At 62.7% G+C, this 13,135-nt stretch carries 14 protein-coding genes; 10 read left to right on the top strand and 4 right to left on the bottom strand.

The window, feature by feature from the left end:
* Nucleotides 1-437: 437 nt before the first annotated feature.
* From JF539_RS00400 to cobM, 8 genes are read left to right on the top strand one after another with little or no spacing between them, the layout of a single operon-like run.
* Nucleotides 438-689 carry a DUF6732 family protein gene (locus JF539_RS00400; RefSeq protein ID WP_207137994.1) on the top strand — a complete coding sequence of 84 codons (252 nt, stop codon included), beginning with the start codon at nt 438-440 and terminating at the stop codon, nt 687-689.
* Nucleotides 689-1,834 (top strand): sirohydrochlorin chelatase, encoded by a 1,146-nt coding sequence (locus JF539_RS00395; RefSeq protein WP_207137992.1) that lies wholly within the window; start codon nt 689-691, stop codon nt 1,832-1,834. The genes JF539_RS00400 and JF539_RS00395 overlap by 1 nt, the downstream gene beginning before the upstream one ends.
* 21 nt (nt 1,835-1,855) lie before the next feature.
* On the top strand, nt 1,856-2,512 hold the full coding sequence (locus JF539_RS00390; protein ID WP_207140720.1) for a precorrin-8X methylmutase: 657 nt from the start codon (nt 1,856-1,858) through the stop codon (nt 2,510-2,512).
* Nucleotides 2,502-2,750 (top strand): hypothetical protein, encoded by a 249-nt coding sequence (locus tag JF539_RS00385; protein ID WP_207137990.1) that lies wholly within the window; start codon nt 2,502-2,504, stop codon nt 2,748-2,750. The genes JF539_RS00390 and JF539_RS00385 overlap by 11 nt, the downstream gene beginning before the upstream one ends.
* Complete coding sequence (cbiE, locus tag JF539_RS00380) at nt 2,747-3,946, top strand: precorrin-6y C5,15-methyltransferase (decarboxylating) subunit CbiE (RefSeq protein ID WP_207137988.1); 1,200 nt, start codon at nt 2,747-2,749, stop codon at nt 3,944-3,946. The genes JF539_RS00385 and cbiE overlap by 4 nt, the downstream gene beginning before the upstream one ends.
* Complete coding sequence (cobI, locus tag JF539_RS00375) at nt 3,943-4,668, top strand: precorrin-2 C(20)-methyltransferase (RefSeq protein ID WP_207137986.1); 726 nt, start codon at nt 3,943-3,945, stop codon at nt 4,666-4,668. The genes cbiE and cobI overlap by 4 nt, the downstream gene beginning before the upstream one ends.
* Entirely contained in the window at nt 4,638-6,509 is a 1,872-nt protein-coding gene (gene cobJ / locus JF539_RS00370) for a precorrin-3B C(17)-methyltransferase (RefSeq protein ID WP_207137984.1), read from the top strand. The genes cobI and cobJ overlap by 31 nt, the downstream gene beginning before the upstream one ends.
* Nucleotides 6,506-7,279, top strand: a complete 774-nt coding sequence (gene cobM / locus JF539_RS00365; protein ID WP_207137982.1) for a precorrin-4 C(11)-methyltransferase — start codon at nt 6,506-6,508, stop codon at nt 7,277-7,279. The genes cobJ and cobM overlap by 4 nt, the downstream gene beginning before the upstream one ends.
* A 281-nt stretch (nt 7,280-7,560) precedes the next feature.
* On the opposite strand, the gene JF539_RS00360 is transcribed toward cobM, so the two are convergent.
* Nucleotides 7,561-7,947 (bottom strand): hypothetical protein, encoded by a 387-nt coding sequence (locus JF539_RS00360; RefSeq protein ID WP_207137973.1) that lies wholly within the window; start codon nt 7,945-7,947, stop codon nt 7,561-7,563.
* A 293-nt stretch (nt 7,948-8,240) separates the two neighbouring features.
* Between JF539_RS00360 and JF539_RS00355 the strand changes: the two genes are divergently transcribed.
* Entirely contained in the window at nt 8,241-8,840 is a 600-nt protein-coding gene (locus JF539_RS00355; RefSeq protein ID WP_207137971.1) for a Crp/Fnr family transcriptional regulator, read from the top strand.
* Between the two features lie 34 nt (nt 8,841-8,874).
* Here the strand turns inward: JF539_RS00355 and JF539_RS00350 are convergent, their stop codons facing one another.
* Entirely contained in the window at nt 8,875-10,194 is a 1,320-nt protein-coding gene (locus JF539_RS00350; RefSeq protein ID WP_207137969.1) for a cobyrinate a,c-diamide synthase, read from the bottom strand.
* A complete protein-coding gene (cobA, locus tag JF539_RS00345; protein ID WP_207137967.1) occupies nt 10,184-11,050 on the bottom strand; it encodes a uroporphyrinogen-III C-methyltransferase in 867 nt (288 codons plus the stop codon). Before cobA ends, JF539_RS00350 begins: the two co-directional genes overlap by 11 nt.
* Nucleotides 11,051-11,261: 211 nt before the next feature.
* Here cobA and JF539_RS00340 point away from each other — a divergent pair, with 211 nt between their 5' ends.
* Entirely contained in the window at nt 11,262-12,041 is a 780-nt protein-coding gene (locus tag JF539_RS00340; RefSeq protein WP_209016932.1) for a cobalt-precorrin-6A reductase, read from the top strand.
* Here JF539_RS00340 and JF539_RS00335 read toward each other — a convergent pair.
* A complete protein-coding gene (locus JF539_RS00335) occupies nt 12,028-12,747 on the bottom strand; it encodes a WecB/TagA/CpsF family glycosyltransferase (RefSeq protein ID WP_209016931.1) in 720 nt (239 codons plus the stop codon). The two genes, JF539_RS00340 and JF539_RS00335, sit on opposite strands and share 14 nt — an antisense overlap.
* Nucleotides 12,748-13,135 lie beyond the last annotated feature (388 nt).

The raw sequence follows: 13,135 nt of genomic DNA, 5'->3' as shown, positions 1-13,135 counted from the left end.
GCGGTTTAGCCGAAAGTGATTTGCCTATTTTTTAGACTAATACCAACTGCCTTTCTCCGAAAGCGCGCAGGGCAGAAAATCCCGTCGCAGATCTCCCATGCATGAACCACCCGGCGGCGCGCCTGCTCACGCCCCTGGGTGCGGCCCGCGAAACCGGAAAGCCGGCGCAACCGGATTGAACCAAAGGATGTCGCTTTCCCGCTTGATCCGTCCGGACCGCTCTCCTAATGTGCGCCAACCTGACGGCGTCCCTTGGAGGGACTGAAAGCCATTCCGGATGCGGTTGACCCAATCAGGGAACCAAGGCCGGAGCTGTCCAAGGCATCTGCCAAAGACCGGACGAGAAATCCGGGCTTGTGTTTGTGCTTGTGCTTGCTTTCGTCCCCCTGCCTCGCCTTCAAAACCCGACGCAACGCGGCAATCCTCTGGGGAGACCGATGATCCAACGCATGATGTTCTTTTGCTCCGCGAGCCTTCTCACCGGACCGGCCTTCGCCCATGGCGGACATTTGGGTGAACTTGCCGGGCACTCCCACTGGGTCGGGGCCGCGGCCCTTGCCGGAGCGGCACTCGTCGCCGGTCTGGTCGCGCTCAGGGACCGCAAAAGAAAGAAATCCGAAGATCCGGAAGACAAGGAACAGGCCGAGGACGCTTCCGGAAACGACCAGACGGCCGGAGACCCCGCCTGATGGTTGAAAAACTCGGTCTGATGATCTGCGGTCACGGCAGCCGCAACAAGGGTGCCGTCAAGCAATTCGCGCAGCTCGCCGAAGGACTGACAGCGCGCTTTCCCGACTGGCCGGTCGAATACGGCTATCTGGAGTTCGCCAACCCGGTCATTCATGACGGACTCAACAGACTGCGCGAGCAGGGCTGCACACATGTTCTGGCGGTGCCGGGCATGCTGTTCGCCGCGGGTCACGCCAAGAACGACATCCCGTCCGTCCTCAACACCTATCAGGCCATGCATCCGGAGATGAAGATCTCCTACGGCCGCGAGCTTGCCGTGGACATGCGCATGGTCAAGGCCGCCGCCGCCCGCATTCAGGAGGCGATCGACACCGCCGAAAGCGACGTTCCGCTGCACGAGACCCTGCTGATGGTCGTTGGCCGTGGTGCATCCGACCCGGACGCCAATTCCAACGTCACCAAGATCACGCGCCTCCTCTGGGAAGGCTTCGGATTCGGCTGGGCGGAAACCTGTTATTCGGGCGTGACCTTTCCGCTGGTCGGGCCGGGCCTGGAGCATGCCGCCAGGCTCGGCTACAAGCGCGTCATCGTCTTCCCCTATTTCCTGTTTACCGGCGTTCTGGTGCAACGGATCTACAACACCGCAGACGAAGTGGCCGCCGAACATCCGGAGATCGAGTTCCTGAAGGCCGGCTATCTCAACGACCATCCGCAGGTGATCGACACGATGGCCGACCGGGTCCAGGAGATCCTGCAGGGCGCCAATCTGATGAATTGCCAGATGTGCAAATACCGGGAGCAGGTGCTCGGTTTCGAGGCCGAGGTCGGTCTGGCACAGGAAAGCCATCATCATCACGTGGAAGGGCTCGGCGCGGAAGCCGAATGCCGATTGTGCGAGGAAATCTGTACCGGCGCATGCGAGAAGCAGGTACAGGCGGGTGGACATCATCACCATGACCATGGGCACGCTCACGGGCACCACCACCATCCTCATGATCACGGCCACGATCATCCTCATGATCACACACATGGCCACACACATGGCCACACCCACGATCATGCGCACGACCATGACCACCATCATCACCCCTATCCGCATGCGGATCATCCGCACGGACCGAAATCGCTGAACCGGCAGGGGTGAGGCCGAGGCGTGAGCAGCGACATGGATCCGGCCTACAGCTACGAAAAGGACCCGGCGGCCATCTACCGGCGGTCTTTCGCCATCGTGCGCGAAGAGGCGAATCTCGATCGCCTGCCGGACAACCTGAAGCCGGTCGCAATCCGCCTGATCCATGCCTGCGGGATGACCGACCTGCCGCAGGATCTCGTCTGGTCCGACGATCTGGGTGAAGCCGCCCGGACTGCCTTTGCCAGACCGGCAACCGTGCTCTGCGACGTGGAAATGGTGGCGCACGGGATCATTTCCTCAAGGCTGCCGGACCGCTCGAAGGTTGTTTGCACCTTGAACGATCCTTCCGTCCCGGACCTCGCCGCAAGGCTGGGCACGACACGTTCCGCCGCTGCGTTGGAGCTTTGGCGGGACCATCTCGAAGGCGCCGTCGTTGCCATCGGCAATGCCCCGACCGCGCTCTTCCATCTTCTGGAAACGATCGCTTCTGGCGGGCCGAAACCGGCGCTCGTTCTGGGCTTTCCCGTGGGCTTTGTCGGGGCGGCGGAATCCAAGGAAGCACTGAGCGCGAACCTGTACGGCGTGCCGTTCCTCGCGGTCACGGGCCGTCGAGGCGGGTCGGCGATGGCGGCGGCCGCCGTTAACGCTCTGGCCGCCGGCCTGCCTGAGGAAAACCACCATGGCGGCTGACGGGGACAGCAAGGGTCTCAAATCGGTTCGCGGCCAAAAGCCATTGCGCTCGCGCGGCTTTCTGTCTCAACCAGGAGGAGCGGCCGCCGCCCTATCCGGGAGAACAGGCGGCTCGGAGGCTCCCAAGAAACATCACCTCTCCCGTGGCGGCCGTCAGATCACCGCTTTCACTGACAGCAAACCACAGGCGCTCGAAGACAAGCCGCGCATCAAACCCTACAGGCTGGAAGACAAATGACCGCGCCCTGGCTGACCCTGATCGGAATTGGCGAAGACGGCGTTCTGGCACCGGGCGGTGCGGATTGCCTGGCTCGCGCGGACATCGTCTACGGCGGCGCCCGCCACCTGACGCTGGCCGGTGACCTCCAGGCGGAAAAGAGACCCTGGCCCTCTCCTTTCGCAACCGTTTTCGCTGACTTGAAAGCGCTGACCGGCAGAAGGATCGCGGTTTTGGCGACAGGCGATCCGATGTGGTTCGGTATCGGCTCCTCCCTGCTGAAGCATTTTTCGGCTGCCGAGATGACGGTCTTGCCGTCGCTGTCCGCCTTTCAGCTTGCCGCGTCACGTATGGGCTGGGCGCTGCAGGACTGCGATTGTCTATCGGTGCACGGCCGCCCGGTGGATCACCTGCGCGCGGCACTCTATCCGGACGCGCGCCTGCTGGTTCTGACGAGCAACGCGGACGCCGTACGCCAGATCGCCGATCTTCTGGCCGACGAAGGCTATGGCGGCACAGAGATGACGGTTCTCGAGCATCTCGGCGGTGGCAAGGAACGAAGGGTCAGCGGCACGGCGGAGAACTGGACGGAAAACGTCGCGGATTTTCATACGCTCGCCCTGGAGGCGGTCGCCGACCCCGGTCTCAGGATCACCGCAAGGGCGCCCGGTCTTGCCGACGACGCCTTCCGCCACGACGGCAAGATGACGAAACAGGAAATCCGCGCGGTCACGCTAGCCGAACTCAAGCCCCATCCCGGAGCCCTTCTCTGGGACATCGGTTCCGGCTGCGGCTCGGTTGCGATCGAATGGCTGCGCGCGGCGGCCAGAACCCGCGCCATCGGGCTGGAGCCTCACGGCGAACGCCGCCTCATGGCAGCGGAAAACGCCGTGGCGCTCGGGGTGCCGCACCTGGACTTGAAGGACCTGAGCGCTCCGGCCGGACTTGAAGGCCTGCCGCAGCCGGACGCGGTTTTCATCGGCGGCGGCCTGACGGAACCCGGCCTTGTCGACACGGTTCTGACGGCTCTTCCTTCCGGCGGACGGCTGGTCGCCAATGCCGTGACGCTGGAAAGCGAGGCCGTGCTCTTGAAGCATTACCGGTCATTGGGCGGCGGCTTGCGGCGGCTGTCCGTGCAGCGGGCCAGCGCCGTCGGCGGCATGACCGGCTGGCGGCCCGCCATGCCCGTGACCCAGTGGAGTTTGACCAAGCCATGAGCGGAACCCTTTACGGCGTCGGCCTCGGGCCCGGCGACCCGGACCTGATGACCCTGAAGGCGCACCGGCTGATTTCCACCGCCTCGGTGATCGCCTATCCGGCACCGGACACTGGCGAAAGCTTTGCCCGTACCATTGCCGCCGGTGCCATTCCCTCAGGAGCCCGGGAAATCCCGATTGTCGTGCCGATGCGCACGGACCGCTTTCCGGCGCGGGAAATCTACGACAAGGCCGCACAGGACATCGCGGCGGTTCTTTCGAGCGGAGAAGATGTCGTCACCCTGTGCGAAGGCGATCCGTTCTTCTACGGCTCCTTCATGTATCTCTTCGAGCGGCTTTCGGACCGTTTCCGAATCGAGATCGTGCCGGGCGTGACCTCCCTGACCGCCTGCGCCGCGCAGTTGCGCCGGCCGCTGACCTCGCGCAACGACGTCATGACGGTCATCCCCGGCCCGCTACCCGACGATGACATCCGGCAAAAGATCGAGGCCGCGCAGGCCGTCGCCATCATGAAGGTCGGCCGCCATTTCGCCCGCCTCAAGGCGCTGCTCGCCGACATGGGGCTGATCGAAAAGGCCGGCTATGTCGAGCGCGCGAGTTTACCTGAGCAAAAGGTCCACCGGCTGATTGACGTTACGGCGGAAACAGCGCCCTATTTTTCCATGATCCTCATCTACAAGGGAGACGAAGCGTGGACGCTTCCCCCATCCTATTCGTCCTGAACCAGGCCGGTTTCGAGACCGCCGAAGACGTGGCGAAGCGCTTTTCGACCGCGCGCATTCACGGCCTCGCGGGCCGGGTTCCGACCGCCGACACCCAGTTCAACGAGACGGTGGAGCATCTCCAGCTCCTGTTCAGGTCCGGGCATCCGATCGTCGGCTTCTGCGCCAGCGGAATCCTGATCCGCGCGCTCGCACCGCTTCTCACGGACAAGCGCAATGAGCCGCCGGTGATCGCCGTGTCGGAAGACGGCTCCAGCATCGTTCCGCTTCTGGGCGGCCATCGCGGCGCCAACGAACTCGCTCGGATCCTCGCCAAGTCGCTGGGCGGTCACGCGGCGATCACGACCGCCGGGGACGTAAGGCTCGGTATTGCGCTCGACGTTCCGCCCAAGGGCTGGCAGCTCGCCAACCCGGACGACGCCAAGCCGGTCATGGCGGAACTTCTCTCCGGCGCAACGCTGCGCATCGAAGGCAGCGCTGAGTGGCTGGAAGAGGCGAACCTGCCCGTCTCCGACGATGCAGCGATCACGCTCGCTTCGACGGAACTTCCAGACGAAGGCGGTCCGACCCGCCTGGTCTATCATCCGCTTAAATACGCCGTCGGCGTCGGCTGCGCCCGGCATTGCGAGCCGGAGGAGCTGATCGAGCTGGTCGAGACCTGCCTGGCGGAAGCCGATATCGCCAAGGGGGCCATTGCCTGTGTCGCCACCATCGACCTGAAAGCCGACGAAGACGCGATGAATGCGCTGGCGGCACATCTGGACGTGCCGCTCCGCCTTTATTCCGCCGAAGAGCTGCAAAGGGAAACGCCCCGGCTGAAGAACCCGTCCAACGTGGTCTTCAAGGAAGTCGGCTGCCACGGCGTTTCGGAAGGCGCGGCTCTGGCCTCCTCCGGCGCCTTCGGCACGCTGGTCTTCGAAAAGCGGAAGACCGAGAACGCCACCTGCGCGATCGCCCGCGCGCCCCAGCCGATCGATCCGCAAACCGTCGGCCGCTCACGGGGGCATCTTTCGGTCGTCGGCATCGGTCCCGGCAAGGACGAATGGCGCACGCCGGAAGCATCCCGGCTGATCGCCGAGGCAACCGACGTTGTTGGCTACTCGCTCTATCTGGACATCGTCGAAAAACACCTCACCGGAAAGACCCGCCACGATTTCCCGCTTGGCGCGGAGGAAGACCGCGTGCGCTTCGCACTGGAGGAAGCCGGCAAGGGCAAGAACGTGGCACTGATATCCTCGGGCGATGCCGGGATCTACGCCATGGGCACGCTTGTCTACGAGTTGCTCCACCGCAACGCGGAGTTCGGTGGAGTTTCCGATGCGGCCAAACGGGTCAGCATCACCAACGCGCCCGGCATTTCGGCGATGCAGGCCTGTTCCGCCCGGATCGGCGCACCGCTCGGCCACGATTTCTGCGCGATCTCGCTTTCCGATCTTCTGACCCCGTGGGAAGCCATCGAACAGCGCCTGAAAGCCGCCGCCGAGGGAGACTTCGTCATCGCCTTCTATAACCCCGTCTCCAAGCGGCGCCGCACCCAGCTCGCCGCCGCCAGGGAGATCCTGCTTCAGCACCGGCCGGAAACGACGCCGGTGGTTCTGGGAACCAATCTCGGCCGGCCGGACGAAACCCTGCGCGTCACGTCTCTCGACAAGCTGGAGGTCGACGATGTCGATATGCTGACCACGGTTCTCGTGGGCTCGTCGAACTCGCGGGCGATCATGAAAGGCGACGGCAGCATCTTCGTCTACACCCCGCGCGGCTATGCCAAGCGCATCGACGCGCCCAAGTCCGGGGACGGCGCCCTTCAACAGGACAACGCAGCAACGAAAGAAACGACATGACCGTTCATTTCATCGGCGCCGGACCGGGCGATCCCGATCTCATCACCGTGCGCGGCCTGCGCCTCATCCAGTCCTGCCCGGTCTGCCTGTACGCCGGGTCGCTCGTTCCGGAGCAGATCGTTGCCGCGGCACCGGACGGTGCGCGCGTGATCGATACCGCGCCGATGACGCTCGATGAAATCATCGAGGAGATCAAAGCCGCGCACGACAAGGGCCAGGACGTTGCCCGTGTCCATTCCGGCGATCCTTCGATCTATGGGGCGACGGCGGAACAGATGCGCCGCCTCGATGCACTCGGGATAGAATACGACGTGACCCCCGGCGTGCCCGCCTTCGCGGCGGCCGCTGCCGCGCTCAAAAAAGAACTCACCATTCCCGAAGTCGCCCAGACCGTGATCGTGACCCGCACGGCCATGCAATCCTCCGCCATGCCCAACAACGAGGATCTGGACACGCTGGGTAAAAGCGGCGCGACGCTGGCCATTCATCTTTCCGTGCGGAACCTCCGCGAGATCGAGCGCCAGCTTACGCCCCATTACGGTCCGGACTGTCCGGTCATCGTCGCCTACCGGGTCGGCTGGCCGGATGAATCCTTCATTCACGCCACGCTTTCGACGGTTGCCGAGAAGGTCCGCGCCTCCAAGATCACGAGAACCGCGCTGATCTTCGTCGGCCACGCGTTGAGCCCGGCCGAGGATTTCCGCGACAGCGCGCTCTACGACGCAGACCACGTTCACGTGCTGAGACCGAAGAAGAAGGCGAAGGGGTGAGTTGGTCTTCGAGCCGGGAGGGCTGAAGAAGGGAACAGTAGCGCAAAACGCTCAGGTGTCACCCCCGACTTGATCGGGGATCCATTTGCTTTTCCGCGTGTGACGACGCCGAGTGTTTATCCGAGCGTTGCCGCGATGCCGTCCGAGACAACTGGAACTCTGGAAATGAGTGGGTCCCCGATCAAATCGGGGATGACCACAGAAGGTGGGGCTCGCCAGCGGACCAAACTCAGCCCGATGCGCTCAACACCCGGACGCCAACGTAGCCTTCGAAAACCAGCTCAATGATTGCCGTGCTGGTGATGCCCCGTTTCCGTCCCGTAGCCACGGAGCTTGTTGTAGAGCATGGCCTGGTGGCGGGTCAGGAGGGGGGCGGTTTCCAGATGGGCGCTCAGATGGACCATGCGTAACTGTCCACGAAGTCTTTCGGCATCCTTCAGCAGCCCTTCCAGATCCGCCGGCGAGGAGACCGATTTGCCTGCGAACGCCTCCTCCAGACGTTGCTCCGCCTCGACATAGAGCTTTCCAAGCCGCTGCGCCTCCGCCTGCATCGCGGCGAAGATCTCTTCGATCCGCTCCCGCGTCTCCTGCGGGAGGTTCAGCTCATCGGCGGCGTCCAGAACGTGGGCGGGGCCGGGGTAGCCGTTGAGCTCGGCGGGCTTCGCCAATCCCCAACCACGCCCGGCGAGCAGGTCGTCGACATCCTTTTACGAGAGCGACTTGATTGCGCGGGACTGTTGCCCGGCATACGGGGCCTGTGACGAGGCGGCCAATGCTTCGACAGCAAAGAAAAGGGACGAGAAGCAGAGGCAGATTGTTACGACGGGCACGGCCCTGCACAGGATTGTTTTTTTCACGCTTGCTTCTCGCAGGTCGATGGGGTTTTGCGACAGAGTGTCGCAAAATTCGCATCATTCGCATATGATCACGATCATACAGGCGAAAGGATCCACGCTCCTCGATGATCGATCTGAACATCAAAAACGCTTTCGACCTGGCAGGGCTGCGGGCAACGCGCCTAACGCTTGGAAAGAACGACGCCCTGTTCCGCGCGGGCGACCCCGTGGTCCGAATGCATTACGTCGCCGAGGGACAGATCGTGATGCTGCGTACTCTGGAAAACGGGCAGGAACTGGCGGTGCAGCGGGCCGGACCCGGAAATCTTTTCGCGGAAGCGTCGCTGTTTTCAGACAGCTATCATTGCGACGCCGTCTGCGTCACGCCGGTCGTCTGCGAGACCTACGACAAGCAGGAGATCCTGCGCGCTCTCGAGGTGCCGGAAGTGGCCCTTTCGGTGCTGAAGGCCTATTCGCTTCAAATCCGGGACCTGCGCTCCCAGATCGAGCTCCGGAACATCAAGCGGGCGGATCAGCGCCTGCTGACCTATCTGAACACGCTGTCCCCGGACAAAGACGGCTGGCGCGAGCCGGGCCTTTCCTGGAAGGACGTTTCCCGGACCCTGGGGCTGACCCACGAAGCCTGTTACCGCGCGCTCGCCAAACTCGAGAAGGAAAAGCGGATCGAGAGGGCGGCCGGACGGTACAGGCTGGTTTATCCCTAAAGCTGGCCGGGAGATTTTGCGCAGGCCTTCGCCGTCAGGCCGCAGCGATAACGTGGGCGAAGGAGCCCATCACGTTTTGAGACTGGAGCCCCATGGCATCGAGCGCATTCCCCTCCGCGTCCTCGGCCTCAAACAAGCGGTCCTGCCCGTTCTCACCGACAATCGAAGCGTAATGGAATTCGTGCGCGGAAAGTTCACCCACCCAGGGGAGACCTCCACGGGCACGAACCTTTCGGTAACCGAGGTGACGTTTTCGCGTCTTGAAGGACGTTTCCAGCGGCAACAGACCGAGCATCCCATGCCGGCTGCCTTCCGCGTCGATCAATCCTTCGCCGAGGGTCATGTAACCGCCGCACTCGCCGTAGATCAGCTTGCCGGACGACGCCGCCGCCGTCATGCCGGATTTGAAGACGGGGGCGGATGCAAGCCTTGCCGCGTGAAGTTCCGGATAGCCGCCCGGCAGAAAAACGGCATCGGCCTCCGGCACCGGCGCCTCGTCGGCGAGCGGTGAAAAAAAGGTGAGCTCCGCGCCATCGTTCTTCCAGTGCTCCAGAAGATGCGGATAGGTAAAGGCGAAAGCGACGTCGCGGGCGACGGCGATCTTCTGGCCGAGCGGTGCGGGCAGTTTGAGGAGCCCCGGCTCGGGCGAGGTCAATTCACCGGCCAGTCCGGCGAAAGCATCCAGATCGAGGCTTTGCGTGCACATGGTTGCGGCCTCCTCCAAAAACGCCTCAAGCGCCTCGTGTTCCTGTGCCTGAACCAGGCCGAGATGACGTTCGGGCAGACGGAGCGCTTCCGCGCGTGGCATAGCACCGAGAACTGGCACCTCCAAGGGAGCCAGCGCCGCGCGCAGCATCTTTTCATGCCGTTCGCTGCCGACGCGATTGAGGATGACGCCGCCAATGTTCACGTCGCCCCGAAACGTTCGGAAACCGTGGACAAGTGCTGCAACGGAGTGCGCCTGTTTAGCGCAATCGACGATGAGCACCACCGGAAGACCAAGCAACACGGCAAGGTCGGCGGCTGAGCCGCAGCCGTTGGCCGCCCCGTCGAAGAGGCCCATGGCACCCTCGACGATGAGACAGTCGCTGCCGCCGGCCCGGTCCGCCGCCAGAGCACGGATCGTCGCCCCGTCCATGGCCCAGGCATCCAGGTTGATGCAGGTGCAGCCTGACGCCGCCTCGTGAAACTTCGGATCGATGTAGTCCGGACCGGATTTCGCTGAAACGGCGGCTGTTCCCCGGTTTTTCAGGGCTCTGAGCAGCGCCAGTGTCAGGGTCGTCTTGCCAGCCCCGGAGCCTGGAGCGGCAATCAGAATGCCCCGCCCCTTGCGCCCGGCCCGGTTATCCGGCATCGGCCGACCGCCGCGCGGACCGCAGGTCCAGGGGATCGGACACCAGCACCCGGCCGGAAAGCGCTCCGAGCCAGTCGAGCCCATTTCTCAGGCGCACAACCTCGCCGACACAGACAATGGCCGGGGGTTCGATGGCAGCGGCAGCCGCGTCAGAGGCGCATGTGCCAAGTGTGGTTTCCAGAACCTGCTGGCTGGTCAGGGACGCATTGCACACGATGCCCACAGGCTCATCCACAGACCGTCCACCGGCAATCAGTTTGCCGGCTATCGTCTCCAGGTGTTTCATGGCCATGTACATGACGATGACCGGCGACCCCTTGGCGAGCCCCTCCCAGTCGAAGGCGCCCGGCGTCAGGCCTGTCTGATCGTGGCCGGTCAGGAAAGTGACGGCCTGATTGCAATCGCGGTGGGTAACCGGGATGCCCGCGTAGGCCAGACCGCCGATCCCGGCCGTGATCCCCGGAATGACCCGGAAGGGCACGCGGGCCTCTACAAGACCCAGAGCCTCTTCCCCGCCCCGTCCAAAGACGAAGGGGTCACCGCCCTTGAGCCGCAGAACCCTTTTGCCCTCGCGGGCATAGTCGATCAGCTTCAATGTGATGTCGCGCTGTTTCGGGCTCGGCTTACCGCCCCGCTTGCCGGCATAGTCGGTGATCGCGCCCGGTCTCACCCAGTCGAGAATGCTTTTGTCGACCAGGGCATCGTAAACGACGACGTCGGCCTGGCGCAGGCCGTTCAGCGCGTGCAGCGTCAACAGGCCGGGGTCGCCAGGGCCCGCGCCGGCAAGCCAGACCCAGCCGGGTTCGAACTCCGGCAAGCCACCCGGCAGGCTGTTGTCTCGTTCTGTGCCTTTCATGAGACCTGTTTACCCGGCATCTGTTTTCCCGCCAAGCGAAACGGCGTAACAAACTGGAGCATTTCCGACATTTCGGCTCAAAGCCGGGAAACATCGGCTATAGAGAAGTCATGCCGAAGGTAAGGCCGATAGAACTGCCGCTCGGCGGCCCTTTGCCCGCTGCTGCGGGTCCGAAAAAAGCGCTGCCGGCGAAACAAGGCGATTGGAGACCGTGGCTTTGACACTTGAGGGAAACCATATCCTCCTGCTGTGCGGAACCCATGAAGCCCGGCTGCTTGCCGGATGCCTGGCGCGCGATCATGCTGACACACGTGTGACGGCCTCTTTCGCCGGCGCCATCCGCGACCTGCCCGATCCGGGCGTTCCCGTCCGCGTCGGCGGGTTTGGCGGGGCGGCCGCGCTCACCGCCTATCTGCGGGAAGAAGCCGTTTCCCTTTTGGTCGACGCGACCCATCCCTTTGCCGCGCAGATAAGCCGCAATGCCTGGGAAGCATCCGAGGCGGCCGGCACTCCCCTGATCCGCCTCGAACGGCCGGCCTGGAGAGCCGGTCCGAGCGACATCTGGCAACCGGTGGCCTCAATCGAAAAGGCCGTTGCCGCGCTGCCGGGCGGAGCGCGCGCCTTCCTGGCGGTTGGACGCAAGGAGATAGAGCTGTTCTACGGGCGCACTGACATTTACGGCCTTGTGCGGGCGATCGAAGCCCCGGTCACGCCCCTGCCCGGCCATTGGGACCTGGTCCTGGAGCGCCCGTCCAGCGCCTGCGAAAAGGAAAGGAGCCTGCTGGTAGACCGCGGCATCACGCATGTGGTCACCAAGAACAGCGGAGGAACCGGTTCCTTCGCCAAAATAGAAGCGGCGCGCGACCTGAGGCTTCCGGTTATCGTGATCGAACGCCCACGCCTTCCGGCGACTCAAACGGTTTCGAACGTCCGTGAGGCACTGGACAAGATCAACATCGTGCTGAGCAGTCAGTCTCCTAAAGAGACCTGACCGGTTTGGTGACACTGCCCTTGAACTTCAGCTTCAGGATTTCAATGAGAAATCTCGGTATTCCGAAGACATAGCGGCGAAACAGGCGGCGCGGTTCCTGAAGCAGACGGAACAGCCACTCGAGACCGACTGCCTGAACGATCTTCGGCGCCCGGATCACGGTACCGGACATGAAGTCGAACAACGCGCCGACGCCTACTGTCACGGTTGCATTCAGGCGGTACCGGTTCTGGACAATGAACGTCTCCTGACGCGGATTGCCCATGCCGACGAGAAGAAGGTCGGGCTTTGCCCGGTTGATGTCCTCACAAATCGCGTCGCAATCGTTCAGGTCGAAAAACCCGTTCCTCCAGCCGACGATCTTGTGGTTCGGATAGACCGATTCAATGTACTTCCCGGCCAGCAAAACCTGGTTCTCCCGAGCCCCCAGAAGGTAGATCCGCAACGGCACTCCGATTTCGGAAAGCACGCTTGGAATGAGGTCAGTACCGTTAAGATTGTCCGGAAAATTGCTTCCGTACAACAGACGGTTGGCCAGGGATATGCCAATACCGTCGTTGAACACGGTCATGTGGCTGAGGATTTCGGCATAGGCCGGATCATCGAATGCCGTCATTGCCGTATGCGCGTTGCAAATGGCGATATCGAGCGGTGTGCCCGACTTCACAGACGAGCGAAAAAGCTCGACGGAATCGGGTTTGGTCAATCCGGTTATCGTAACAGGCCCAATTTTTATTGATTCTTTTTTCAATACCAGACCCTACACCACATCATACAATCGGAAAGTTCCGACACGGCACCACTGTCAGGCTTCTTCTAGTTCACTTAGAACAAGAAACAGTTAAATGGAACTCAATTTGATTTATCTCACATATGTTTAATCAAAGTATGGCCGCAAACGCAGCAGGCTTCGAGATGTGTTTTCCGTTTACATTAAGACATTCCTAAAACCGGATTTGGGTATTGCCCGCAGGGTCGCCACCACACATTTGCGATGCGTTAATTATAATCGTTTACCCTAAACTCGGCTTTCCCCGCTTCTGTCGGAACGCCTTCCGAATTTGCTCTGTGGCCGCTTTCGGACGCAAGCGCTG

Origin of the sequence: Roseibium aggregatum (genome assembly GCF_017309185.1) — a bacterium.
GTDB classification, from domain to species: Bacteria; Pseudomonadota; Alphaproteobacteria; order Rhizobiales; family Stappiaceae; genus Roseibium; species Roseibium aggregatum_B.
Note: the sequence above shows the minus strand (reverse complement) of the source record. Positions and strands in the feature narration are given on the sequence as shown.

Bases quoted from the DNA above. Each gene is read 5' to 3' on its own strand.
- JF539_RS00400 (WP_207137994.1), top strand. From the start codon at position 438: ATGATCCAACGCATGATGTTCTTTTGCTCCGCGAGCCTTCTCACCGGA.
- JF539_RS00395 (WP_207137992.1), top strand. From the start codon at position 689: ATGGTTGAAAAACTCGGTCTGATGATCTGCGGTCACGGCAGCCGCAAC.
- JF539_RS00390 (WP_207140720.1), top strand. From the start codon at position 1,856: ATGGATCCGGCCTACAGCTACGAAAAGGACCCGGCGGCCATCTACCGG.
- JF539_RS00385 (WP_207137990.1), top strand. From the start codon at position 2,502: ATGGCGGCTGACGGGGACAGCAAGGGTCTCAAATCGGTTCGCGGCCAA.
- cbiE (WP_207137988.1), top strand. From the start codon at position 2,747: ATGACCGCGCCCTGGCTGACCCTGATCGGAATTGGCGAAGACGGCGTT.
- cobI (WP_207137986.1), top strand. From the start codon at position 3,943: ATGAGCGGAACCCTTTACGGCGTCGGCCTCGGGCCCGGCGACCCGGAC.
- cobM (WP_207137982.1), top strand. From the start codon at position 6,506: ATGACCGTTCATTTCATCGGCGCCGGACCGGGCGATCCCGATCTCATC.
- JF539_RS00355 (WP_207137971.1), top strand. From the start codon at position 8,241: ATGATCGATCTGAACATCAAAAACGCTTTCGACCTGGCAGGGCTGCGG.
- JF539_RS00350 (WP_207137969.1), bottom strand. From the start codon at position 10,194: ATGCCGGATAACCGGGCCGGGCGCAAGGGGCGGGGCATTCTGATTGCC.
- cobA (WP_207137967.1), bottom strand. From the start codon at position 11,050: ATGAAAGGCACAGAACGAGACAACAGCCTGCCGGGTGGCTTGCCGGAG.